The sequence below is a fragment of the Desulfoscipio sp. XC116 genome (genome assembly GCF_039851975.1).
Classification (GTDB): Bacteria; Bacillota; Desulfotomaculia; order Desulfotomaculales; family Desulfallaceae; genus Sporotomaculum.
Genome location: NZ_CP156660.1, coordinates 2,405,043 through 2,427,427 on the forward strand (window position 1 = coordinate 2,405,043; position 22,385 = coordinate 2,427,427).

A 22,385-nucleotide genomic window follows, 5' to 3' on the forward strand; every position below is an offset into this window, starting at 1 on the left:
ATGTCTGATATTATCACAACAACCGGCCTTTGCAAACAGTACGGAAAGGTTCCGCGGGTTAAGGACCTGGATCTCTCGGTGCCGGAAGGTATCATCTACGGTTTTCTCGGACCGAACGGCGCGGGCAAGTCTACCACCATGAAAATGATACTGGGACTTGCAAAGCCGACAGCCGGAACCATCGCCGTGTTCGGCAGGCAGGTAAACAGTAGGAATAGACTTGCTATACTGAGGAATGTCGGGTCTCTGATTGAATCGCCCAGCTATTACGGGCACCTGACCGGTGAGGAAAATCTGCAGATTTTCTGTACGCTCAAAAATGTGCCGGAAAAAGATATTGACAGGGTGCTGCAAATCGTCCGGCTGGAAAATCAGAAGGAGAAAAAAGCAGGCCAGTATTCGATGGGCATGAAGCAGCGCCTTGGGCTGGCCTGCGCTTTGCTGGGAAATCCAAAGCTTTTGATTCTCGACGAGCCGACAAACGGCCTTGATCCGGCGGGCATTCAGGAAATGCGCGATCTGATTTGCTCATTGCCGAAACAATTCGGCATGACGGTGATGGTATCAAGCCATCTGTTAAGCGAGATTGACCAGATAGCCGACAATGTCGGAATCATCAGCAAAGGCGAGCTTGTTTTTCAGGACAGCCTGTCCACACTTCATGAAAGGAGCAAGCACAGCATCGCCGTACGCACTCTAAATAACGAGGCGGCGGCTAAAATACTCGGCGGACAAGACGTTTCCTGCCGGATACAGGAGGATTACCTTTTGCTGCCTAAGCTTTCCGACAACGAGCTCGCCGGCCATATTCACCGGCTTTTTGCAAGAAACATAGGTGTGGTGCGCATAGAGGAACGGCGCAAAACTCTTGAGGATATATTCCTCGAACTGACCGGAACGGCGGTGAGTTTATAATGAAAGCGCTTGCCATGGAATTTCAGAAAATCCGCCGCAGAAGAGTATGGCTGATCGTTGCCGCTCTGATTTTCGTGCAGATACTATGGTCTTTATGGGATATTCAAGGAATGGACGCGCACGACCTTTCCCAGGGGTGGATGTATTTTTTATACCAGTTTCCACTGCTTAATTCCATCATGATGCCGGTCGTCGCGGCAGTGGTGGCATCGCGGCTCTGCGATATTGAGCATAAGGGGCAAACGTTTAAGCTTCTGAATACCGTGATGCCCGCCCAGCGTTTGTTTGCCGCCAAATTCTTATGCGGAGCTCTGTATATGCTCACCGCAGTTGTTTTACAGCTTGTTTTCATGGTTGCTGTAGGCTATGCAACAGGATTTGACGGGAACCCGCCGTCCGATAAATTATTATATTACCTGCTCTTTACAACAGCCGTAAATCTGACTATCCTTTTACTGCAGCAGATGCTGTCCCTTCTTTTTGCCAACCAGATGGCGCCTCTTAGCGTGGGACTGATCGGTGGGTTTGCCGGTCTTTTTATCTTGTTCTTTCCCCAAAGCCTGGAAAGGTTTCTTCTCTGGGGATATTACGGGGTGCTGATGTCCGTCCGAATGGACTGGGACAAGACCACGCGCATCGTCGATTTTTACTATGTTTCGATTGATTGGCCCGGCTTTATAACTTTAGCCGTTGCGTTCTGCGCAATCTATATGATTGGTCGCACGCTGTTTATGAGAAAGGAGATGTGAGCCATGTTTTTCCAAACACTTCGCGCCGAGAGGATGAAACTGCGGCACAGCCCGGTCTGGCTCGTTTTTCTCATCCTTCCGGTTCTGCCCGCCGTTATGGGCACCTTTAACTACCTTCAGAACATCGGCATTCTGCAGGATCAGTGGTACAGCCTGTGGACACAGCATACCCTCTTCACCTGTTATTTTTTTCTCCCTGCTATTATAGGTGTTTATTGTTCCTATCTGTGCCGTTTGGAGCATACGAACCACAACTGGAATGCCGTCATGACGGCGCCCGTGCCGGTTTCACACATCTATCTTGCAAAGCTTCTCGCAGCCTCCGTCATGGTGATTTCTACGCAGGTCTGGATCGGCGCGCTGTTTGTGATTTCCGGCAAGCTTTCGGGCCTGGCCGCTCCGATGCCGCCCGAGCTTCCGGAATGGCTTTTATACGGCGTTGTCGGCGGGATCGTCATCTGCGCTCTGCAGCTTTGTATCTCGCTTGTGATCCGCAGCTTTGCCGTGCCGGTGGCTATGGCGCTGATCGGCGGCGTCACGGGAATAGCGGCGCTCGCCAAGGGCTATGGAGCGCTGTATCCGTATTCTCTTCTGTGTCTGGGCATGCGGGCCAACAGCCCCGGAGGACCAATGCAGTGCAGTATTGAACAATTTGCCCTCAGTTGTTTTTTCTACCTCGCTGTCTGCGCCGCGTTTGCCGCTGTATGGCTGAAAAAACGGGATGTGGTTGTAGGGTAATTTATAAATGCCTATTTACAAAGGCTTATCAAATAATCGATGCTCGGTTAGTTTTTGGTCCTGGCATACGACAGGGCCAAAAACTTTATTTAGATGACCCATTTCAACGGCTCCCTTGATATTGAATGGCCTCGTCAAAATAGGTAATCTGCTCCAGGCCGCTCTCGGTTACCACAAAAGTGTCTTCAATGCCCACAGCGCCCTCGTCGGGGAAAATAAACTTGGGCTCAAGGGCAAAAACCATCCCCGGCTGCAGGATTATATTAAAGTTTTTTGCGATTACGGGCAATTCATCAAGCTCAATTCCTACCCCATGCCCGATAAAGCTGACGCGGTCCTCGAAGCCCATAAAATACTGCCGGTAGCCCGACTCGGCGGCTATGTTGCCGGCAATCTCATACAGATCCTTTCCGTTTGCACCCGGCAGGGCATTTTTAACAATTTGAGCCTTTATTTTCAATGCGGCCTCATATGCCCCGACCAATTTTCCGGACAGTTCGCCGATGCAAAAAATCCTCGCCTGATCCACCATGTATCCGTTATACACCCCTACATAGTCGACCATAATCGGTTCGTTGACGCCTATCTTCTTAAAGCCGGCGCTTTGTGGGTAAGACGGATTGAGGCCGGTTCCTCCGGTAGGACCGTCAAAAAAGCTGGGATAGGATAAATTCCACCCGGACATAAGGTGCCCGTAAAAAATTTCCTGATTAAATCCTCTCATGCGGATGGCACCCTGATGCCCCTTCTCCCGGTACAATGACTCCAACTTGCCCGCCAGTTCAACCTCAGTCATTCCCTCCCCTAGAATATCAGACACACCGGAGAACATCTCAAAATTCAGTTTAGCCGAATCTTTGAGCCTGTCAATTTCGTAGGGAGATTTTATCATTCTGGTTTCGCGGATGAATTTTGATACATCCACTACCTCTAGCGGGAATAGGTGTTTTTTATATTTTAAAAATAGATTGGCCGGCAATACATCCATTTCCAGGCCGACCTTCCCGCGCCCATTGAGCCGGGCGGCAATGGTTTTGAACAATTCATCCAGACCCCGCAGATCGTTAATATTATCCAGGGCGCTTTCTTCCCTCGCCCTTTTCAAGCTCTTTCTGACCATCAAGACAGACTCTCCCTGGGCCGGTATAAAAAGGTGGGCGTTTTGACAGGTTCCGCTAAAATAAAACAGATCTGCCTTTTGAATGATCAATGCTCCGTCAACATCATTGTTTAATAATAACTCCTGAAATCTCTTAATTCTGTGATAAAGCTCTTCGCGAGGGGTATATTGCATATTCATTTCTGCCTCCTTTTAATCATTAAAGAACCACCGTGGAATTTCTCTGTTGTAATGTTTGCGCAAAAGAAACCCAAAACTTATACTTTAACCACGTGCGTAATCACAGTGCTTAATTGTAAAACCAACGTAAAAATTATAAAATTACAGGCTGACCCTTCTTGGTACTATGATTTTACAATATTAGCAACAAAGCTATCAATACTATTTTGAATATTCTAAAATTTAAAGCATGTTGCTATGAAACACATGGATTTACCAGATTCACGGGTAACACCCATTCAACCATGAATATCTACTTCCATCTTTCTGTATCTTTTCAAAAATTTCAAGGGTTATTTTATTTACCAGCAAGGCCGCTTAATTATTGGGATACAGGTCGTTTTGCAAGTGGGAAAGTTGAGTCTTTGAATTAATGCCATGAGTTTCTATTATAGCTTCACTGGTAAGAACTATATCCTAATTAATTTCAGAAGTCATATATTTAATTTCTCCTCTTTCATTATTGTTTAGTTTGTCATCTGGCTCACTCCATTTTTCCAAATAATATTGCCCAGTGTTTAATTTGAGCTTTTCTCCAGATTCTAATTCAACTTTGATTTTATTAAAACTGGGTATATATTCATTGAGTTCGATATTAATATTATGTTTTTATTACTAAATTACAACCCCAAAACCCCCTTTTTTATTAAGATAAAGAAAGGGGGCTTTCGGTTTCAAGATTATTTATTTTTATTACGACACATGTTTTAAATTATTGACAAGCACAACTTACAGGAAGTAAAGAAAAATTATAGAATATTAACAAAAACAAATATAGCAAAGGTATAGCTATGTTTAAAAATCCTTCTGAAAATAAAGCAAAAAAGTTAGACAAAGAATGCAGTAGATTAATCTTCACTTTATATTATGAAACGGCCTATAAAGCGGCCTATTTTTACTGTGGAGATAAATATATAGCTGAGGAAGCGGCTCAAGAGGCCATTTATAAAGCGATTCAGAATATTCATCAACTAAATGACCCAGGCAAAATTGAAGACTGGATCAAAAAAATTGCTATAAACAATGTTAATGCAATTTTTAAGGAGCATGAAAAAGAAGTTAACCTTGAAAAATCGTTACCGATCTCGGATTTGCCGGAAAATTTACCGGAATATGTAGTTGTATCCCAAGAAACTGTGGATACTGTTGATAGGGCTATTGAATCACTTGACCCTGTAATGAAACAGGTAATCCGCCTCCGATTCTATGAGGAAATGAAGGTTAAAGATATTTCCTTATTGCTTAACAAGCCGGAGGGTACCATTAAGATTTGGCTGTACAGGGGTAAAGCCCTAATCAAGAAACAATTGCTTAGGGAAGGCTATATAAAAATAAATGATGATTTAATAGGAGCAAAGATTATTAAGGGAGGTATCAATAAATGAGTGAGCGCAATCCTCATGGCTATGCCTCTATTGATGAATTAATAAAAGAAGCCCTTCAACAACGGGCAGGAAAAGATACCGACATTAATTTGGAAGAAGCATGGGAGAAATTTAATCAAAAATACCATACAAAGAAACAAAAACCGGTTTTAAAACTAGCATTAGCTGCCTGTTTGATCTGCTTAATACTGGGAGCGCCGTTATTTCTTTTTCCCGTAGAGGGGGGAGCTTTCGGCAGTAAGCTATTTAAGAGTATTAAAACGTTTCTAAACGGAAAAGTCCAATCTGTGGAAATATCTTTTAATAGTTCCCCGTGGAAAGAGAAAGAAAGCACGGAGAATTACCTGAATCCGAAAATTATCCGTGCTCTACAGGATGTCCCTTATAAGATATTGCTACCTGTTGATATGTTGGGTATGTATGAAATAAAACAAATAGAAACTGATCAGTTAGGAAACTCAACGGAAGTTAACATTACCATGGTCGGAGAAAAATCGGAGCAAATCATTATTACTGAAATAAATATAATTAAAGGTTTTGAACAGGGTATCTCCTACGATACTGAAGATGCACAAATGAAAAATGTAAAAGTTAAAGGACAAGATGCAATATTAATTAATTATAAAAATAATTTAGTAGACTTATCCTGGATGGACATGGATATATTCATTTCTATAAGCGGAGAAGCTTCTGAAGATGATATTTTATTGCTGGCCAATGCAATGAGAAGAATTGATTACTCAACCAAATAGGCTTTTGTGTTTGAGGTATTTGTTTCTATAGATTTACCTTTCTCTGCCCGGTGGTGACAATAAGCCCGGTATTTATAACCTTTAGCTACGGTAATTGTACCTTTGACATTACAAGAAGATTTGTTATTTGTGCTGTTGGTCCAGCTTTTTACGTTTACCCATCCCTTGGAAGTATTTTTTTGCAAGTAAACAGTTGTTGTAATACTATCAACGCTTTCGTACGTTTTTGTCTTTCCGGTAACACTGAGCACGCCATTACCGCTATCTGTTAAAAAGCACTTTGTGGTTACTAAATAATTGTATGTCTGTGGAGTAATCTCGGCTTTCGGATTATTCTCCCGGGCTAAAACAGGTTGTTCTAAAGTAAAAATCATTAACCCTATCAGCATCATTGCTATTAACTTGGAACGCTTTACCATCTTATATCCCCCTTATTTTATTATTTAATTACTAGATAAAAAAATCTGCCATTTAGTTTCAAAAATAATAGTAATAAACTAAAAAAATTTATAGATGTTCTCAAGTGTCAACGGCCATTTGAGAATCCACATTTCTGGCCATTAAAAACTAGCATAATTGGACGGCATTTAACTTTCCGCTAAGCTAGTGACCGTTTATCGGAGCGAAGCAGAGACCATTTACATAGAGAATCCCGTGTTAGCCTTTTGGCAAGGGGCCACAAGCGAAAAGCTAGATGCCTCGGCCCCTTTTAAAATACGGGCGCGAGGCTCCATGTCAAGGGCGGTCCTCATCCGGTAGCTATCCCCCGTAAAAGTATGGTCAGAGGCTGTTTCGTCCATTGATAGGTAACTTAATTCGTCTAATATAATCATGTCATTTTTAAGTATGTTATTAATTTTCCTTGTTTACATTGTTATCAGCTAGGGCAGCATAAAGATCCATAACCAAATCATTGAAGGTGTAAAACCGCACTTGGTAACCTTCATTAACGGTGTATATACCTAGCGCTATACTAATGTGACTTTTGCCGTTATCGCAGCTATTCCGAATTCGGAATAGCTGCGATAACGGCAAAACCTACCTAGCTTGTGCTTCCGGGATGATCGCCTCAATCTCAGCCGTAACCGTGGCTCAATTTGCTCCGTAAACATGGCTCATTAACTGCCAGAACAGTGACTTTAGCGAACCGAAATATGCACTAGACACCATTTTATTACCAGAGTAATGCTACTTACTAGCACTTAATTTTTACGATATTCAGATAAAACGTATCTTTCAATTCTTCTCAGTTCTTTACATGCTTTTTCTTGGGATATATTTAACACCAAAGCAATCTCAGTTAAAGTATGCACTTTACTATCAATTAAACCGTTTCTTAACCTAAACATATAAGAATCTTTATTATCTAGCTTATCAATAATTTTCAGCAATCTTTCTTTATCAAAAGCCACATTCATAATCCTTTCTTGTCTAAAATGATATTATCAATAATCCAATGGTTATTTTTTTTAGATAAAAAAATAACCATTGCTGTCTTATAATCAGTCGTGCCTTCAATGTCTGTAATTATTTGTCTGGACATCATAGATATTTGAGCTTTGTTGTCCCATCCAAATAGTCCAGTGTACTTTAAATTTTTTAATCATTTTTACCACCTTCTCGTTTTGATTTAAATCATTTCCTTTCTAATTCACTAACATTTTTTCGACTTTGGGCTACATGTCTAGCCAAATCTATTTCTTTTAAGTCCATATTCGCTTTCTGTACCGCCTCTTCCACCATTTTTTAATTCATAGACTACCATGCTGCCAACACGGCACCATCAGAGGATGAAATTAATACATGGGTCAGTCACCAAAGCTTGGATATTCGTCCAATGATCTTGCAATGGGAAGGTAAAACCAACTCTCAAGTAGCTTAGCTCTTTCAGTTGCCCAATCTATAAAATCTGGCTAACCTAGTTATTAGCATTTAACTGGGTTCTTTTGCATACCCAAAACCCGAAATTCTAAGTAAGCTTTATCACTCCCATCAGGATTAATAAACATTTGTTCGCAACTTTATTCTAATTTCCGAGAGTCTACTTTGATTTAAAATTAAATCTTAGCAGTTGAAAACAGACTAAAAACGCATTTTAATTAGAGTAGCAATAGTGGTTATGGGTGGCAATATTATGGGCACATGCCTGCAAGGTCTGTACCCGGCTTGTCCCCAGATCACTATTACTTTTTGGGGGAGGATCTCGATGTTGCCTAGTTAACATATTAACTCACCTCCTTGTTAAGTAGTATTTAATTTTTAGATATAGCCCGGCAGTTCCGAAAAACTAAATAATTATTACTAAATTATAATCAAAAAAGCCCCTTTTTTACTAAGATAAAGAAAGGGGGCTTTCGGTTTCAAAATTATTATTTTTATTCCGACACATTCTTTAAATTATCGACAAGCACAGCTCGCAGAAGTTAAAGAAAAATTGTTTTCACTCAAACAGTCTTGTCCGAAAATTTTTGAAATTTTACAGATATTAATAATCGTAAAAGGTCAATCAGTCCGTCCATTAGTTTTTATCATTGCCCGGGTGTCATCCATAATCAATATGTGGCAGATTTATGTGACATAAATATCTCCATTACGAGAGATTGTTATTATTGTCTCCGCTCTTGCTACTTTATTTTCCAATCGCCAGGTCTAGAACCTTCGCCTTTAGGCGAAGAGCTTTAGCATAGATTTTCCCCCCTACGCCATAATATGGTTGGGGGGATGCTATGGCAGAATATCGAAAAGGGAGCCATACGGTCTACAACATTGAATACCACATGGTTTGGGTTACGAAGTACAGGTATCAAGTGTTACGTGGTGAAGTTGCTTTGCGTACGCGAGAGCTTATACGGCAAAGTTGTTTAAGCCGTGATATCACAATAATTAGAGGTAGTGTAGGCAAGGATCATGTGCATCTATTGATCTCCTGCCCACCTAGTTTGTCACCTTCAAAAATCATTCAATATCTTAAAGGACGGTCATCGCGGTTACTGCAACAAGAATTCGAACATTTACGAAAGAAATATTGGGGCCAACACCTCTGGGCAAGAGGATATTTTTGTGCAACAGTAGGTGCCATCACGGAGGATATCGTTAAAGAATACGTTGAAAATCAGCAAACAGATGGACCAGAGGAAGCATTTAAAGTTGATGACTGAGTTTCAGTCATCAACTTTAAGGTTGCTTAAGCCACGGGTTGCTTTTAGCCGGCTTTAGCCGGTGGTCAGTTTAATTTTAGCCGGCTATTCATTAAAGCTGGCCAAACGGGAAACAAGGTTAGAAACAGAATTGCTTCAGAGAAGTGCATAACTTGAATCCCAAAATGCAAGTTATGCGCCAACGGCTTTTATAATCACCTTACACAAGTATACGGATATCCGAATGCAAAGCGGTATAACCAAGCTGAAGAATACACCTAAAAACTATGCCGAATTTTCCGAAGAAAGCCCAGTGATATAGGGTTCTGAACAATACACTGTAGGCCGCCTTGTTTATTATCCGATTATCTTTACGAACCTTTTATTTCACGTAATTTGGCTTGAGCAATTTTCTCTATTTGACGTAGTTCTTTATACATTTCATCTGTAGATATATTATAGATTTTAGCTAACTCTTCAATAGACTTAGGGTTGGATTCTATAAAACCAAACCTTAGCTTTAATAGATATGCATCGTTTGAAGCTAAACTCTCAATCACTGCTAAAAGTTGTTCTGGTTTAAGGGGAGAATTCCTCATGTTCCAGTTTCATCCTTTTTAAATATTATGTTATAAATAACCCATTTTTCTTGATTTTTACGCATTATCAGAACCATATCAGTTGAATAAGATCTTTTCATATTCAAGTCGGATTTAATATAACGTGCTGTTAAATATACTTGCGCGTTTATTTTATCAATTATTTTGACACCTTTAAATTGCTCAACATAACACCTAGACGTTATTTTTTGGCACTTAACATACTGCATGTTTTCCTTTAAATCCTTTAGAAACAGTCCTTTTTGTAGTTCTGGTGAATAATAAGATATCCCTTCTTTACCTGTATAGGTTTCCCAATTGTAAGTATTACTAATTCTTAAAGCGTCAGATGCATATCGTTCAAGATACCTCTCTACTATAATGTCAGGGACAAGCTGGAACATGAGAAGAATTAAATTAATAGCGCATATAGTAATAATTAGTTTTGTATTGCTAACTAAAAATTTACCAATCAACATTTATAATCTTACTATAATCAGTTGATGCTTGCGAAGACGGAACAAACCTTGTATCACAATAAGAACCAACTGCCTTGCATCGCCACTGCCCCCAAGAGACACCATAGATTCCGGTAGCGGTTTCTACATTGCTGGTATTCTCTTTTTCAACAACTCGCACACTCTGTTCTCTAATCCATTTACCACCAGCAGGACTAGCATACTGTAACTCTGCACGGATAGATAACTTTTGGGCAACCGGTTTACTTGATATTTTCCCATAATATTTAAAATTTTGTTTTTTCTTATCCAAAGAAAGCTTTGCCCAAACTGCACAAATGATACCAGGAGAAGAGCCTTCTGCAGAAGAATTAATCGTACTTGGTTCATCAAGCGAATTTTCATCATTTGTAACTTGGAGTAAATCTATTTTGTTTGAATCTTTTAAAACGGGAGCCGCAAAGCCTTGATCATCTACCAACTCAGAATATGCAAAAACGGTTGAGTTGGCCACAAAAAGACAAATAATAAATACAACAAGAGCATAGTACACTCTTTTTTTATGCATTATATATTTTCCTCCCTTTTAGTTATTAAAAGTATCTTCCCACACACTACAACAATTGTCCTGAATCTGCACTTTGGAATAACTTACAAGACAAGCAAGATAGATGTAACACCTCCCATCCTCTTAAGCTTCCTTTAAAAAGCTAGATGTTTTAGCGTACGTCCGCTTTAAATTCCCCAAAAAAGCTAAGTCAAGATAACATGTGTTAATGCTTTGTGCGGTCTAACTATGATGTATTTATTCGGACTTCTCTGGTATACCACGAACCACTTATTTAACAAGAATCATTGGAAATGTTATTAACCGCGATATGACTAAACTGGCTAATCCACTTGCGTTAGTGCGCGACATTGGGCCTGTGTTCTCTGCCGGTATATTTCTCCTGTGACATACCCCCATTGTTTTCTAAATATTCCTTTAGAATTCTTTCCTTCACCCCCTTTTAAACTAAGATAAAAAAAGGGGGCTTTCGGTTTCAAAATTATTTATTTTTATTCCGACACATGTTTTAAATTATCAACAAATACAGCTTCGGCAAAGCGAATATCCTCAATTTCATCGCAACACAGATAATTAATAGAGAGGAATAAACCGCCATTCTTTTTTCAGAACATCAAAAAGCCCTTACCCCTTTTTATAGGTACCGGTAAGAGCCAACTTCACTTTTAATTTTAGTTTTCCAATTCTTTCTTTAGTTCAAATACAGTCTCCATGGATAGTCCAGTTATTTCTGCCACGTCATTCACAGAGAGACCCTTTTTCAAAGCAATTTTGGCTACCTCAACTTTGCCTTCAATTTTACCTTCGATTTTGCCCTTTGTTTGACCTTCTTTAATTCCTTTTTCCATTCCCCTTGCTTTAGCTGCCCTTTGCATCTCGTCCAGCGTCCGCTCAATGTTGGTGATCATTTCTTCCACCTCCCGGGGTTCGCTTTTATCCAGTACATGTTCAATTTCCTTTTGCAATGCTCCTGGCAATTTGCGCTTTATCACGTTCCTCAGCCACACTATTATCTGCCTGAGTTATCTCCCCTTTAACTCAATGCTTCCGCATTCTGTCCGGAGGGTGAAGGTCGGGTTGGGTGTACCGATGGTTTGCTTAATCTGTTGACGGAGACCGTCTTGGGGTGCAACTGCAGGCTCCTCCGTTGGCGCACGATCGGACGCCGGGCCATGCGGGTCACTATGGAGAGCTCCTGTAATGCTCAATTCCGTATCGAAACCTCCGGTATTGATTTCCCCGTTTTCGGTGGTTACATCAAATGTTCCCTCCTGAGCGAACGGCAAATACACCTGAATACCGCCCGTTTTGTTGAAGAGGCTTACATTGTGCGCCACTGTTTTGGTATTGCTGTAAACGATTTCACCGTTTTCACTTTCAATTTTGACTATACCGGCGACATCATCGACCCTGGTCTGGCCAAAGCTGTTCTTAATCTGCAAATTACCGCCCAATCCGTCTACTTTAACCTCGCCGGACTCCCCGTAAATCTTCACCTCGCCTGCCAGACCCGCGAGAGTGGTACTTCCGTATTCATTACGGATATCGTATTTCAACGTTTTGGGAACTTTGACCACGTAATCAAGACTGCCTTGATAATTGGAGCCGCCATTTAAAACAGAGTCATTCGTGCTGATTGTCAGCGTTTTATGCGCATTGATTTCGATCAGTTTCTCCGCCAGCTTTCGGGCGGCTTCTTCGTCGTTGTTGCGGATGTGAATCGAAGACTTGATCCGTATTTTATTTCCTGTGTAAGGTTCTATCCGAACCTTTCCGTAGCTGTTCTGCAGCTGCAATTTGTCGACGCCTTCGGCATCATACTCATAATCCCGGGTAATCAGCGTTTCGTACTTATAGAGGCCCATCCCGCCCAAAAAGTGTCCGGAAAAATCGCTTTTGAGGAAAACGCCGGCACCATAAGCAGCTGAACTAATCAGAATAATCATGATGACTATAAAAATGCTCAAGCCGTCGAACTTAATTTTCGGTTGTTCTTCCCGGGAAACGAAGACATAGACCAGAATCTCCGCCCCGAGGATAATCAGAATTGCCGGCCACCAGCGCAGGATGAGCCCCGCTCCATTGTACCCCTGAATCTCGCCGGCCAGGAGGATAAGGCCTGTGGCAATCAGGAGCACCCCCATGGAAATGGTTCCTACTCTCCACTTTCTCATTCCTGTCCCTCTCCCTTTATCGTCTCTTTTTCCTTGCTGCCCATCATTAGTTTAATGCCGCCCAGGATAAACAAAATCGCGATAAATCCCGTTCTTAAATATTCGATGTATCTGCAATCCAGGTAAACGCTGATGTACGGCAGAACAATCTGATTCAGAATCATAATCACGCCGATGGCAATTAGACCGATGCCTGCGAATTTGCCGGTTTTCTTCGTCAGCTGCCCTTCCTTAATCAAATCTCCGATAAACGTAGGCTCCTCTTTCCTTTCTGTGTCGGCAACCCTGTGCATGATATCAAAGATGCTGTAAAACCAAAGTACCGGAGCAAACATCATAAGCAAGGACAGCCTGAGAAAATCACTTAAATAGAGAGTCAGGAAGAAAGTAATCATCAGCACAATTCCTTTTTCCATCAGACCAATATACATATGGCCTGCGCCGGGAATAAAAGAAAATGCCATGGCCAGAATCTTATTGTTTTGGCCTTTTAAATCTTCCTCCAGCCTATGCCAGGCCTGGCCGGCATCTACACCCGCCGCCTGCGAATCAAATAGCTGCCGGTTTATCCTGTCGGCCTGAACCAGGCCATCGACCCAAGCCGCCAGCCAAATAAAGGGCAGGACAAGAAACGGAATCGGCTCGTAGAAAATCCCCAGCAGCATAAACATTACCCCGCCACAGACCACGAACGCTGTGGCGACGATAAAGACAATCCCCCTGGACGCCAATCCCAGGTAGATATGGCCAAGGCCCGGTATAATCGATAAAAGAAACGTCAAGAATTTACTCTTACTTTTCATAAATCTGCTCCTTTTCTTCGAAGAATTTTTGCAGGAAAAACGATTGTTGATTATCCAATATTTTAAACGTCCATCCTGTCTGGATAATGCCCGGTAATGGCTCTATTCTTGTTTCCACCAGCTGCGTGGATTTGGCCATGCCTTTTTCCAGGCCGGCGGAGACTTTATCGAAATAGCCGCCCACCCAGAAAAACATGGCGATACCGGCTGCAAGAGTATAAGAAACGAGAAGCTTCGTTCTGGAGATTGGGAGCGTCGAATACTGCGGTTTCTTGTACCCGTCAGCAACACGGCTCATTATTTCAGTGGTAAAATTAGGACCGGGACCGGAAACGTCTTCGTTTTGCAGTTCTTCCTCCAAAATCTGCAGATAGATCTCCAGGCAGCTTTCACAAGTGAGAATATGTTCTTCCATCGCCAGTCGTTCCATATCGCTAAGTCTGTCCGCCTGATAAGCTTTCCAGGCGCTGGAGTCATGGCATTGTGGATTATTCAGATGTTCATCCATTCTTGCTCAACTCCTCAAACTGTTCTCGCAGGATTTTTTTCCCGCGGTAAAGCCTGGTTTCCACTGTACGAATACTGATGTTTTCTTCTTCCGCGATCTGCCTGGGGCTTCTGTTCGCCAGATAATTCTTCCTTAGTACTGCCGCATAGTGTTCCGGAATTCGGCTCAAGGCTTCCGCCAGCAACAATCTTTCCTCTTCCCGGATGATGATGTCCTGAACCGGCGTACTTTCGTCGGCTACCAGTTCGATATCGGCAAGGGAAATAGTTTCACGGTTTTTCTTGGCCAAAAGTTTTCGTTTATAATCAATTGATTTATTTAGCGCAATCCTGCTGATCCACGTCTTAAGACCTCGGAATTCGTATTTCGGGAGGGATTTGTAGACCTGGAGAAACGTTTCCTGCGCGAGGTTTTCCGCTTCGAACGGATCGTGCACCGCATTGAAGCAGATGGCGTAGACAAGATTTTTATATTCGTTTATCAGAAGGCGAAAAGCGTCTTGGTCGCCATCTAAAATCCTGCGGACGGTTGTCTCGTGCTTTATTTTGCTCTCCTCCCTTCCGTCATACTATTAGACGAGATTACTTTAAAGAGTACTTCAACTTTTATTAGGGATACCGCCAACATTTTAACGAAAATATACGTTAAGCCCTGAATTGCGTCCTACTTGGCGTTTCTCCCTACCCGAAGCTCAAACGACACGATCACCCGACAAACTGAATTGGTCCCCTAGCTTGTTTTCGCCCAGTCCGCTGATTTTCCTCATATCTACCTTTCACAACAAAAGCAATTGTTTTTCCGTTATATCCATCAGAAAACGACAATGAAAGGCGTAGGCCGCAGGAAGAACCTTGCAGCCTACGCCCCGATTTGACAAGAATACGGAGGATAAACCTCTTATGTCTTGAACCTGTATATTTAGTTATCTTACATAAGCTCTAATTGTCGTAGACCTGCAAGGACACGAAATTTACCTCCATTGCTTCGCGGCTTTAATTCAAAATCGTCGGTTAGTTTTACTATCGTTTTTGGGCTTAATCGCTTATAACAATACCTTCGTCCGTAATTTGCTGCACTACAAGAGGAATAAACCGCCATTCTTTTTCGAGAACATCAAAAAGCCCTTACCCCTTTTTATAGGTACGGGTAAGAGCCAACTTCACTTTTAATTTTAGTTTTCCAATTCTTTCTTTAGTTCAAATACAGTCTCCATGGATAGCCCGGTTATTTCCGCCACGTCATTCACAGAGAGACCCTTTTTCAAAGCAATTTTGGCTACCTCAACTTTGCCTTCAATTTTGCCTTCAATTTTGCCTTCGATTTTGCCTTCAATTTTGCCCTTTGTTTGACCTTCTTTAATTCCTTTTTCCATTCCCCTTGCTTCAGCTGCCCTTTGCATCTCGTCCAGCGTCCGCTCAATGTTGGTGATCATTTCTTCCACCTCCCGGGGTTCGCTTTTATCTAGTACATGTTCAATTTCCTTTTGCAATGCTCCTGGCAATTTGCGCTTTATCACGTTCCGCAGCCACACTATTATCTGCCGGAATTGCTCCTGGTCCATTTCTTTCAATACGTCGGCTAAATTCTTAAGACGAGACACTAAATTGATTTGTGCACGGGTATCAGCTGCCAGCCATTAGGTTGATTACTTTTTGAAACCTGCTTTCCAAAGCGTTATTTCGGGTATAATATAGCAATTCTGTTCCTTTTCAATGCTAACGATGCGCTTATTGGATATAGCCACCCGGTGAGTATAACGACCCAGCTATTCAACAACACAAGCATCATTTCTAAATGGTGGTTTGCAGTAAACAATCCACTCTTTGCCATAGAGAGAGGAGAACAGCGTTTCAAATTCATTATTGTCGGAAAGATAGGTTTGACTGCCGTGGAATTCAAGCTTATTTTGGTCGTGGAGTTGTTTATGGTGATACGGAAACTTACCTCTGAACTTGCGGGATAATACCTTAACAGGGATGAAAAACTTCTTTCTGCTATTTACCCATTTTCCGATGAAAGATAATCCGCCGCCGGGTACAATGTAGTGAATATGCGGGTGGTGCATGAGGTTTTGTCCCCATGTATGCAGAACAGCCGAAAAGCCAATCTTTACACCTAGATATTTTTTGTCAGCAGCTAATTCGGTAAGAGTTTCAGCAACGGCCTTAAACAAAAGGGTATAGATCCCTATGCGGCAAACTGATCCGGGTATTCTACGCCATTTTGAACAAGGGCATCGACTACAACCCGGAGAAGATGTCTACTTCCGTTTTCCTGCAAACGCCAGCACTTTTGCCGGATATTTTGATACATAGCATTGTAGATTTTTCCTGTCAGGTTCTTCGTATTCATAGAGTATTTACCGATCCAAAAACGGCGTATTCTTTTGCCGCATCAGTCCCAAAAGCTGCCGCACACGGAGCTGTGTATGCTTTTCAATGGCCTCCAGCCGTTCCTCCGGCCAGTTGATAGAGGGATGCCGGGTAAATTTGAACCCGATCAGGCGGCGAAGCCGCTGCGCCTGCGCTTTGCCCATGACCTCGGAACAGATACGCTCAAAGGAAATATCCCCATATGCGGGAAAACGCGTTTTCGCGTATTCGTCCAGATGGACGATGTCGTCCCGCATGGCGTAGTTGAACAGCGAAAGCCCGTTGTCGAATATGGGAGCCGGAGCGATGATCGCGCCTGCATGGTTATCCCGCAGTACGCCAAAGTTGCCAAAGTGCCGATCCTCGTTGTAGATTACGGCGTCAAACACCAACATGCTGTGCACGGTTTCCAGAAAATCCTCGCCCAATTCGGCGCAATAGTCAAGGCAAGCCTGCAGGCTACTGGAGCGCACTAACCGCCCGATAGGAATAAAGGCGGTATCAATATCGGTAAATAGCCTGCACTTGGAGGACAAAATACCTTTCCAACGTTCCAAATCATACATGACGGCGTTCAGGCCCATGGCTTGGGCGATCTGGCAGGCGTAAAACTCGCTGTACGGCTCATTGCCGGTGTTAGCCGCGCCGCTGGTGCCACCCTTATACAAATAGATCTCGCCGTTCTCCAGCCGGTGCCACGCCTTGGGCAGCATACCGCCCGTGGTCAGCTCTGGAGAAGTGGTAAAGGCCCGGTTGATCCGCCCAATGCCCGTGTAGGCAACCAGCGAAAGAATTTCCGAGAACTCGTTTTCATAGAGGTTGTATTCCGCAAACGTCCCGGCAGAGCCCTTGGGAACCACCCAAAAGCTATCATTGAGGGATAGCCCCTTGCATACGTCGATGATACCTTTAGTGTTTCCCACCGAAAGCCCCAGCGTCTTTAATATTTCCTCCACAAAGGCGCGGTTTTTCGGGATTACCCGATGCCGCAGCCAGCTTAATACGCCCTCGTCGGTCAGCTGTAAATCCAGCGGCAGCAGATGCTTTTGCTCATCCGGCACGTTCGTAATTTCTGCCGTCAGACTAACACCCCGTTCCTCCAGCTTGAATTCCAGCAAAGGCGTATCATATAATCGAAGCTCATAGAGGTTTTCCATAGCAGCCGTGTCCTCCTTTTCCTTTGGAACCAAATCCAATTCCATACACAGCGCGTCAGCGACATTCAAAAGAAAATCCAGGGAGGGATTGTGCGCGCCGCTCTCCAGCCGGGAGATGTTGGAACGCTGTGTTCCAACCTTTTTTGCAAGCTGCGCCTGCGTCAGCCCCTGGTCTGTCCGTGCCTGTATAATCCGCTCAATCAGGCTTTGCCGCCACTGCTTTGTTATCTCATCATAATCAGGCATTGCTATGCTTCCTTCCCGCAAAGTCATCCTTATGGTATCATATTTGTATCCATAATTCAAAGAGAATAAACGAGGCCCGTTTCACAGATGTTGCAATAGGGCGGGCATTTGTTCTTTTATACGGGTGCGCTCACACAGCAAAAGACGGCACGCTATCCATACCGCCTTTTGCTTCTTTTTATAGAACTGCGTCCATTGCGTTAGAATCAGTACTGTTTACCACACGCATCCCGGCGTCCTTAAATCTTTGCAATGACTGCCGGGCAATAGCCGGGAAGTCCACAACACCCGGGATGCCGGGTACGGGGCTCATGCAGTCCTGTAGAATATAAACCTTATGCACCAGGTTTGGATTAGCCTCATGAATATCCAGCAGATCTTCGATAGTAGCTTTAACACAGTGGCTGGAGGCCTCACCGGCAATATACACCCGATCGTTGCGCATCAATGCGTTAAAAAACTTGGTGTTAAACGAGCCAACATTCAGTGTATCGGAACCGTCGGTTAACTCTTTAACTTCCGGTGATAGTACGCTATAGTTTTCTGTCAGCGGATGCTCTCCTTTAATTTCGAAATTGGTCCGCACCTTGCGTGCTATCGCGTGAAACAATGCGGCTTCGAAAAGTATCGGCATCAACGCATGGTCTATGCTGCCAAGCATAGTATGAAAGGGCCAGATACACAGGTTATATTTGCCGGCCGCTTCAAGACGTTTGATATAATCAGCTGCCAAAGCCGGTTGAAACTGCGGCATCCATTTGCCCGACTGAATATCGTTATAAGTTATAATCGTATACGGGGCAGGGTGGAAGCCATTCTTATCAGCCCACCACGACGGATGAAAAATCTGATACGCCCGGTGCGTATCCAGAGAAAGATGGATTTCGCTCAACTTTTCCAGGTTACCATAGATAAAATCACATAAACGGACCACATCATCAACAGCACCCGGTACTGACAGGCTGCCATCAGGGTGACAAAAACCAATTTGCATATCAATGACAAATAAGGCTATTTTAATTTGATCGCTGCCAGCCGGCGCTATCTTCCGTTCGTTACGTATTCCGGTGGCTTCTTGAACCACCTTGTCATAACGGGGCAGATACAATTCGCTTGCTTTGTTCTTGTTATAATAGCTGGGGAATACCATCATTATTACCTCACCTGCTTCACTGCTTTGTTATCCTTTGCAAAGAGCGCATCGGCAAATTATCGGGCGTTGAAAGAACGCAAGGCGTCTATCCCTTTGCCGGCGCCAAGCATTTTAATGGGTATGTCCAGGCCCTGTTTAATAGCAATTACCACGCCGCCTTTGGATGGATGCCGTCCAATTTGGTCAAGGTTACCCAGGCTACCCATCCGGTTAAAACACCATACCCTTTGCATGCATATACACTTGCTGTATGCCAAACCATTCCATCACTATTATCCATTACTTTGCGCATACTTGTCCAGTACTATCCCGGCCGCTTGCTGTTCCGCTTTTTTATCCGGCCCCGCCCCATGAACAAATATTTGATGTCCCCCAGGGGAAAAATGGTTTTTGGGGTTGTTCCGGCATTGTTATGATATGGCAGTGCCTCGGGATAAAGGGGTCCAATCCTCCTGCAGCCAAATTATTCCCTTGGTTGTATAAAAACGAAGGAATGAAACAAATTATAGACAGACAAAGGAGGTATGCCTTTATGCAGGATGTATTAATACGGTCCCTTGCGGCAGGGCTCGTAGGAGCTCTCATCGTAGACGGTCTGACATTTGCCGCACTGTTATTAGGTATTCCAACCAGCACGCCATGGGAGATAGCAGCAGATGTGTTTTTAGTTTCTTCAATAATTAACAGCCCATTAGGATTGACATTGGGGTTAATCGGAACATTTTTTTTGAGCACTGTTTCCGCGGCTCTAATTTTACTTCTGATGAGAATAACGGGAGGTGACCATCCTGCCTTAAAGGGAATCGCTGCAACCTACTCAATAGGGTTCGTAACCCTGGGCTTTTTTATGCCCCTTTTGGGAATTGCCCCCTGGGTTCAACGGGAACCTGTTACTTATCTGGTAGCGCTTTTCGTGTTTGCAGTCTTAGGAGCCGTACAAGGACTGCTGTTAGCAAAATCGGCACTGATATCCTCCCACGGGGTAATTGATTAGCAATGCGGATACAATCCACCTACGCAAACTTGGGATTTAAATAATAGAGCATATCCTTATAATACTGGGGTGCAGCAATTAGTGTAGACAGCTCTAAGTATTAATGCTAAATTAGGTTTAGGCTTCATTGGGCCTAAACTCAGTTCCAGAAGAATGGAGTGAAGAGATACGAGATGAACAGGTTTATCCTTTTTGCTGTTGCTGTGATCGTTTTTACACTGGCTAACATTGTTCCTGCTATGGCTGTCGAGCCAATCAGAGTCATTGTGGATGGTAAAGATTTAAGTTTTGATGTTTCGCCCAAGTTGGAAAATGGTCGCCTAATGGTACCAATGCGGGCCATCTTTGAAGCTTTAGACGTACAGGTTGAGTGGGATAATGTTACCAATACGATTATAGGAGAAAATTTAATAACAAAGGGTAGTAATATTAAACTCGTTGTTGGCCGGAAAACTGCTTATATAAATGATAAAGCCGTGGAACTAGATATGCCAGCCAAAGTTATTGAAGGCAGAGTATTAGTACCGCTGAGGTTTGTTGCCGAAGCTTTAGGAGGAAATGTTGAATGGACTGCAGGAAGTAGCGTTGTAAATATTGATAGCGGGTTTTTGCGAACTTCATTAGGCGAATATCGCTTTTGGCTAAACAAATCTAATGACGAACTTAACGAACTGTTTGTTGCTGTTGGCAAATCTGTTCCCAAGAAGCTCACTGACTTGAATCTAATCATAAAATACAGACCAGGCGACGATCCTAGACCAACTTTAACTGCTGAAAAAACGTCGAAAGGTAATGTTTTGTTAACTGCAATAAACAATTATGGCGAACCGCATGTTTTTAATAATGTTCACTCAATATATGTAAATTTAGCCAACAATACTCTACAAAAAGCTAGTTTGCATTATGCTTTTCGGTTTGAAGATAACATTAAGTTCTATAAGGAACAGATCATCCTTACTGACGGTAAAAAAATTATTTTTATAGATGATAACACAGGAACAATAAGCAAAACGATCAATTATAAGGAACTACCGGGAGAAGGACATCAGGAACAAGATGGAGAAGAAGAAAGTTACTTTATAGAAGGAATGGGTGAAAATTACCTTATCATTAGACCCAACAATAGCGGCATATTAACATTGATTGATCTAAAAAACAATCAAAACATTCAATTGTACAAAAAGCTACTGGGAAAAGAAGAACAGGAATTTGCTGAAACCAACGATGTGCCTTACAAGGGAGATTGGCTTAAGTTTATAGGTCAAAAGGGAAATTTGCTGCAATTTAAGAACGAAAATACAATCATTGGACCTGATACATCAATTTACACCTATCCAGTACCAGGTAATTAATTTGCATTAAAGCTTACCTGCATACATAGTAAGTTGAACACAGGGAGGGCAAATTTGCAAATGGGTTTTAATTGGGTTGGTTTTATTTTTTGGTTCTTAATTGGAACCTCTGTAATTTTATTTATATGGGGATTATGGGGAAAGTCTTGGAAAATATTATTAAGCAGTGGAGTCGCCTTAACCCTACCATCACTATATTTCCTGGGTGCGGAAAATTGGTTTAAAATACTTGCCTTGTTGCCTGTAATAGTTTTTATACTTGCCGCCTATTATTACGCCATGCCCAAAAGAAATTAAAGGATTAAGAGAACAAGATTGTTATATATAGATCCTTTAAATATTATTATCTTTAATAAGTTTCAATCCGGAAATCGCGGGAGGCGCCAGATTCCGGTTAAAGCCATAGCAATTGACGGTTATAATTCCTTAATTATGATAATAGAATTATAACCCTACTTCCACTTAGAGAAGAGAGGGATATTGGTGGGGAGTGTCAAAAAATCCGAACTTGATGAACTGAGAGATGCAATAATTGAACTACAAAACAAAGTCGCTGTGTTAGAAGAGAATCAGTTAAGGTTAAGGGCAACCAAACTGTCCGACTCAAGTTATCCTTATTGGAATTACTTGCTGGGATTTGGCATCCGAGATGAAGTAAGAAGGAATATTGAATACGCTTTATTTATTTTGTCTGAAAGATTGTCTGGTAATAACATAATAATGGCTGCGAGCGATGAGTTATCTGATAAGATGCTAGATAGCGATGATATCTATGTCACGAAAAATAAAGCGAATCTGTATCCTAAAGAATTATTTGATGCGGGAATCCCAACCTATAAAGACACAGTAAATATTATTATGAAAATTATGGAGATTGATGACGAAGTAGTTGTATTTGATTTGCTTTTATCAATATATTGGCAGAGTATGTTTAAAGAATTAATGAAACACTTGCTAATTCCCAACCTGAAATAAAGGTTTCAATA

At 42.4% G+C, this 22,385-nt stretch carries 24 protein-coding genes and 2 pseudogenes; 10 read left to right on the forward strand and 16 right to left on the reverse strand.

Going from position 1 to position 22,385, the window contains the following annotated elements; genetic code table 11:
- From ABDB91_RS11520 to ABDB91_RS11530, 3 genes are read left to right on the forward strand one after another with little or no spacing between them, the layout of a single operon-like run.
- Complete coding sequence (locus ABDB91_RS11520; protein ID WP_347487866.1) at positions 1-915, forward strand: ATP-binding cassette domain-containing protein; 915 nt, start codon at positions 1-3, stop codon at positions 913-915.
- On the forward strand, positions 915-1,664 hold the full coding sequence (locus ABDB91_RS11525) for an ABC transporter permease (protein ID WP_347487867.1): 750 nt from the start codon (positions 915-917) through the stop codon (positions 1,662-1,664). Before ABDB91_RS11520 ends, ABDB91_RS11525 begins: the two co-directional genes overlap by 1 nt.
- A gap of 3 nt (positions 1,665-1,667) precedes the next feature.
- The gene (locus tag ABDB91_RS11530) at positions 1,668-2,402 is read left to right on the forward strand and encodes an ABC transporter permease (RefSeq protein WP_347487868.1); all 735 of its coding nucleotides are present in this window, start codon (positions 1,668-1,670) and stop codon (positions 2,400-2,402) included.
- A 103-nt stretch (positions 2,403-2,505) separates the two neighbouring features.
- Here ABDB91_RS11530 and ABDB91_RS11535 read toward each other — a convergent pair whose 3' ends face one another.
- Positions 2,506-3,702, reverse strand: a complete 1,197-nt coding sequence (locus tag ABDB91_RS11535) for a Xaa-Pro peptidase family protein (protein ID WP_347487869.1) — start codon at positions 3,700-3,702, stop codon at positions 2,506-2,508.
- Between the two features lie 830 nt (positions 3,703-4,532).
- Between ABDB91_RS11535 and ABDB91_RS11540 the strand changes: the two genes are divergently transcribed.
- A complete protein-coding gene (locus tag ABDB91_RS11540; RefSeq protein WP_347487870.1) occupies positions 4,533-5,126 on the forward strand; it encodes a sigma-70 family RNA polymerase sigma factor in 594 nt (197 codons plus the stop codon).
- A complete protein-coding gene (locus ABDB91_RS11545) occupies positions 5,123-5,878 on the forward strand; it encodes a DUF4367 domain-containing protein (RefSeq protein ID WP_347487871.1) in 756 nt (251 codons plus the stop codon). The genes ABDB91_RS11540 and ABDB91_RS11545 overlap by 4 nt, the downstream gene beginning before the upstream one ends.
- On the opposite strand, the gene ABDB91_RS11550 is transcribed toward ABDB91_RS11545, so the two are convergent.
- Both ABDB91_RS11550 and ABDB91_RS11555 read right to left on the reverse strand, forming a co-directional pair.
- The gene (locus tag ABDB91_RS11550) at positions 5,863-6,297 is read right to left on the reverse strand and encodes a hypothetical protein (RefSeq protein ID WP_347487872.1); all 435 of its coding nucleotides are present in this window, start codon (positions 6,295-6,297) and stop codon (positions 5,863-5,865) included. The genes ABDB91_RS11545 and ABDB91_RS11550 overlap by 16 nt on opposite strands.
- A gap of 783 nt (positions 6,298-7,080) precedes the next feature.
- Positions 7,081-7,290 (reverse strand): hypothetical protein, encoded by a 210-nt coding sequence (locus ABDB91_RS11555; RefSeq protein WP_347487873.1) that lies wholly within the window; start codon positions 7,288-7,290, stop codon positions 7,081-7,083.
- 1,314 nt (positions 7,291-8,604) lie between these two features.
- Between ABDB91_RS11555 and tnpA the strand changes: the two genes are divergently transcribed.
- Positions 8,605-9,036: an IS200/IS605 family transposase gene (tnpA, locus tag ABDB91_RS11560; protein WP_347487874.1), complete on the forward strand. Its 432-nt coding sequence runs from the start codon at positions 8,605-8,607 to the stop codon at positions 9,034-9,036.
- 350 nt (positions 9,037-9,386) lie between these two features.
- Here tnpA and ABDB91_RS11565 read toward each other — a convergent pair whose 3' ends face one another.
- From ABDB91_RS11565 to ABDB91_RS11625, 13 genes and pseudogenes are all read right to left on the reverse strand, one after another.
- Positions 9,387-9,614 (reverse strand): hypothetical protein, encoded by a 228-nt coding sequence (locus ABDB91_RS11565; RefSeq protein ID WP_347487875.1) that lies wholly within the window; start codon positions 9,612-9,614, stop codon positions 9,387-9,389.
- Complete coding sequence (locus ABDB91_RS11570; protein WP_347487876.1) at positions 9,611-10,093, reverse strand: hypothetical protein; 483 nt, start codon at positions 10,091-10,093, stop codon at positions 9,611-9,613. Before ABDB91_RS11570 ends, ABDB91_RS11565 begins: the two co-directional genes overlap by 4 nt.
- Positions 10,080-10,640 carry a hypothetical protein gene (locus tag ABDB91_RS11575; RefSeq protein WP_347487877.1) on the reverse strand — a complete coding sequence of 187 codons (561 nt, stop codon included), beginning with the start codon at positions 10,638-10,640 and terminating at the stop codon, positions 10,080-10,082. The genes ABDB91_RS11570 and ABDB91_RS11575 overlap by 14 nt, the downstream gene beginning before the upstream one ends.
- Positions 10,641-11,311: 671 nt before the next feature.
- Positions 11,312-11,632 (reverse strand): hypothetical protein, encoded by a 321-nt coding sequence (locus ABDB91_RS11580; protein WP_347487878.1) that lies wholly within the window; start codon positions 11,630-11,632, stop codon positions 11,312-11,314.
- A 30-nt stretch (positions 11,633-11,662) separates the two neighbouring features.
- Positions 11,663-12,814 carry a DUF4097 family beta strand repeat-containing protein gene (locus tag ABDB91_RS11585; RefSeq protein WP_347487879.1) on the reverse strand — a complete coding sequence of 384 codons (1,152 nt, stop codon included), beginning with the start codon at positions 12,812-12,814 and terminating at the stop codon, positions 11,663-11,665.
- On the reverse strand, positions 12,811-13,617 hold the full coding sequence (locus ABDB91_RS11590) for a hypothetical protein (protein ID WP_347487880.1): 807 nt from the start codon (positions 13,615-13,617) through the stop codon (positions 12,811-12,813). The genes ABDB91_RS11585 and ABDB91_RS11590 overlap by 4 nt, the downstream gene beginning before the upstream one ends.
- A complete protein-coding gene (locus ABDB91_RS11595) occupies positions 13,607-14,125 on the reverse strand; it encodes a zf-HC2 domain-containing protein (RefSeq protein ID WP_347487881.1) in 519 nt (172 codons plus the stop codon). The genes ABDB91_RS11590 and ABDB91_RS11595 overlap by 11 nt, the downstream gene beginning before the upstream one ends.
- On the reverse strand, positions 14,118-14,669 hold the full coding sequence (locus ABDB91_RS11600; protein WP_347491587.1) for an RNA polymerase sigma factor: 552 nt from the start codon (positions 14,667-14,669) through the stop codon (positions 14,118-14,120). Before ABDB91_RS11600 ends, ABDB91_RS11595 begins: the two co-directional genes overlap by 8 nt.
- 627 nt (positions 14,670-15,296) lie before the next feature.
- The gene (locus ABDB91_RS11605) at positions 15,297-15,641 is read right to left on the reverse strand and encodes a hypothetical protein (protein WP_347487882.1); all 345 of its coding nucleotides are present in this window, start codon (positions 15,639-15,641) and stop codon (positions 15,297-15,299) included.
- A gap of 186 nt (positions 15,642-15,827) precedes the next feature.
- Positions 15,828-16,310 (reverse strand): annotated as a pseudogene (locus tag ABDB91_RS11610) (transposase); the annotation flags it as partial.
- Positions 16,311-16,484: 174 nt separating this feature from the next.
- On the reverse strand, positions 16,485-17,900 hold the full coding sequence (locus ABDB91_RS11615) for a helix-turn-helix domain-containing protein (protein ID WP_347487883.1): 1,416 nt from the start codon (positions 17,898-17,900) through the stop codon (positions 16,485-16,487).
- A 178-nt stretch (positions 17,901-18,078) separates the two neighbouring features.
- On the reverse strand, positions 18,079-19,053 hold the full coding sequence (locus ABDB91_RS11620; RefSeq protein ID WP_347487884.1) for an isochorismatase: 975 nt from the start codon (positions 19,051-19,053) through the stop codon (positions 18,079-18,081).
- 56 nt (positions 19,054-19,109) lie between these two features.
- Positions 19,110-19,240, reverse strand: a pseudogene (locus ABDB91_RS11625) (signal recognition particle-docking protein FtsY); the annotation flags it as partial.
- Between the two features lie 345 nt (positions 19,241-19,585).
- Between ABDB91_RS11625 and ABDB91_RS11630 the strand changes: the two are divergent.
- From ABDB91_RS11630 to ABDB91_RS11645, 4 genes are all read left to right on the forward strand, one after another.
- Positions 19,586-20,047 (forward strand): hypothetical protein, encoded by a 462-nt coding sequence (locus tag ABDB91_RS11630; protein WP_347487885.1) that lies wholly within the window; start codon positions 19,586-19,588, stop codon positions 20,045-20,047.
- Positions 20,048-20,220: 173 nt separating this feature from the next.
- Positions 20,221-21,399: a copper amine oxidase N-terminal domain-containing protein gene (locus ABDB91_RS11635; protein WP_347487886.1), complete on the forward strand. Its 1,179-nt coding sequence runs from the start codon at positions 20,221-20,223 to the stop codon at positions 21,397-21,399.
- A gap of 60 nt (positions 21,400-21,459) precedes the next feature.
- On the forward strand, positions 21,460-21,696 hold the full coding sequence (locus ABDB91_RS11640) for a hypothetical protein (protein WP_347491588.1): 237 nt from the start codon (positions 21,460-21,462) through the stop codon (positions 21,694-21,696).
- Between the two features lie 186 nt (positions 21,697-21,882).
- The gene (locus ABDB91_RS11645; RefSeq protein ID WP_347487887.1) at positions 21,883-22,374 is read left to right on the forward strand and encodes a hypothetical protein; all 492 of its coding nucleotides are present in this window, start codon (positions 21,883-21,885) and stop codon (positions 22,372-22,374) included.
- Positions 22,375-22,385: the final 11 nt, after the last annotated feature.

Excerpts from the sequence above, each read along its gene's own strand:
- ABDB91_RS11520 (WP_347487866.1), top strand. The coding sequence starts at position 1 with ATGTCTGATATTATCACAACAACCGGCCTTTGCAAACAGTACGGAAAG.
- ABDB91_RS11525 (WP_347487867.1), top strand. The coding sequence starts at position 915 with ATGAAAGCGCTTGCCATGGAATTTCAGAAAATCCGCCGCAGAAGAGTA.
- ABDB91_RS11530 (WP_347487868.1), top strand. The coding sequence starts at position 1,668 with ATGTTTTTCCAAACACTTCGCGCCGAGAGGATGAAACTGCGGCACAGC.
- ABDB91_RS11535 (WP_347487869.1), bottom strand. The coding sequence starts at position 3,702 with ATGAATATGCAATATACCCCTCGCGAAGAGCTTTATCACAGAATTAAG.
- ABDB91_RS11540 (WP_347487870.1), top strand. The coding sequence starts at position 4,533 with ATGTTTAAAAATCCTTCTGAAAATAAAGCAAAAAAGTTAGACAAAGAA.
- ABDB91_RS11545 (WP_347487871.1), top strand. The coding sequence starts at position 5,123 with ATGAGTGAGCGCAATCCTCATGGCTATGCCTCTATTGATGAATTAATA.
- ABDB91_RS11550 (WP_347487872.1), bottom strand. The coding sequence starts at position 6,297 with ATGGTAAAGCGTTCCAAGTTAATAGCAATGATGCTGATAGGGTTAATG.
- tnpA (WP_347487874.1), top strand. The coding sequence starts at position 8,605 with ATGGCAGAATATCGAAAAGGGAGCCATACGGTCTACAACATTGAATAC.
- ABDB91_RS11565 (WP_347487875.1), bottom strand. The coding sequence starts at position 9,614 with ATGAGGAATTCTCCCCTTAAACCAGAACAACTTTTAGCAGTGATTGAG.
- ABDB91_RS11570 (WP_347487876.1), bottom strand. The coding sequence starts at position 10,093 with ATGTTGATTGGTAAATTTTTAGTTAGCAATACAAAACTAATTATTACT.
- ABDB91_RS11575 (WP_347487877.1), bottom strand. The coding sequence starts at position 10,640 with ATGCATAAAAAAAGAGTGTACTATGCTCTTGTTGTATTTATTATTTGT.
- ABDB91_RS11585 (WP_347487879.1), bottom strand. The coding sequence starts at position 12,814 with ATGAGAAAGTGGAGAGTAGGAACCATTTCCATGGGGGTGCTCCTGATT.
- ABDB91_RS11590 (WP_347487880.1), bottom strand. The coding sequence starts at position 13,617 with ATGAAAAGTAAGAGTAAATTCTTGACGTTTCTTTTATCGATTATACCG.
- ABDB91_RS11595 (WP_347487881.1), bottom strand. The coding sequence starts at position 14,125 with ATGGATGAACATCTGAATAATCCACAATGCCATGACTCCAGCGCCTGG.
- ABDB91_RS11615 (WP_347487883.1), bottom strand. The coding sequence starts at position 17,900 with ATGCCTGATTATGATGAGATAACAAAGCAGTGGCGGCAAAGCCTGATT.
- ABDB91_RS11620 (WP_347487884.1), bottom strand. The coding sequence starts at position 19,053 with ATGATGGTATTCCCCAGCTATTATAACAAGAACAAAGCAAGCGAATTG.
- ABDB91_RS11630 (WP_347487885.1), top strand. The coding sequence starts at position 19,586 with ATGCAGGATGTATTAATACGGTCCCTTGCGGCAGGGCTCGTAGGAGCT.
- ABDB91_RS11635 (WP_347487886.1), top strand. The coding sequence starts at position 20,221 with ATGAACAGGTTTATCCTTTTTGCTGTTGCTGTGATCGTTTTTACACTG.
- ABDB91_RS11640 (WP_347491588.1), top strand. The coding sequence starts at position 21,460 with ATGGGTTTTAATTGGGTTGGTTTTATTTTTTGGTTCTTAATTGGAACC.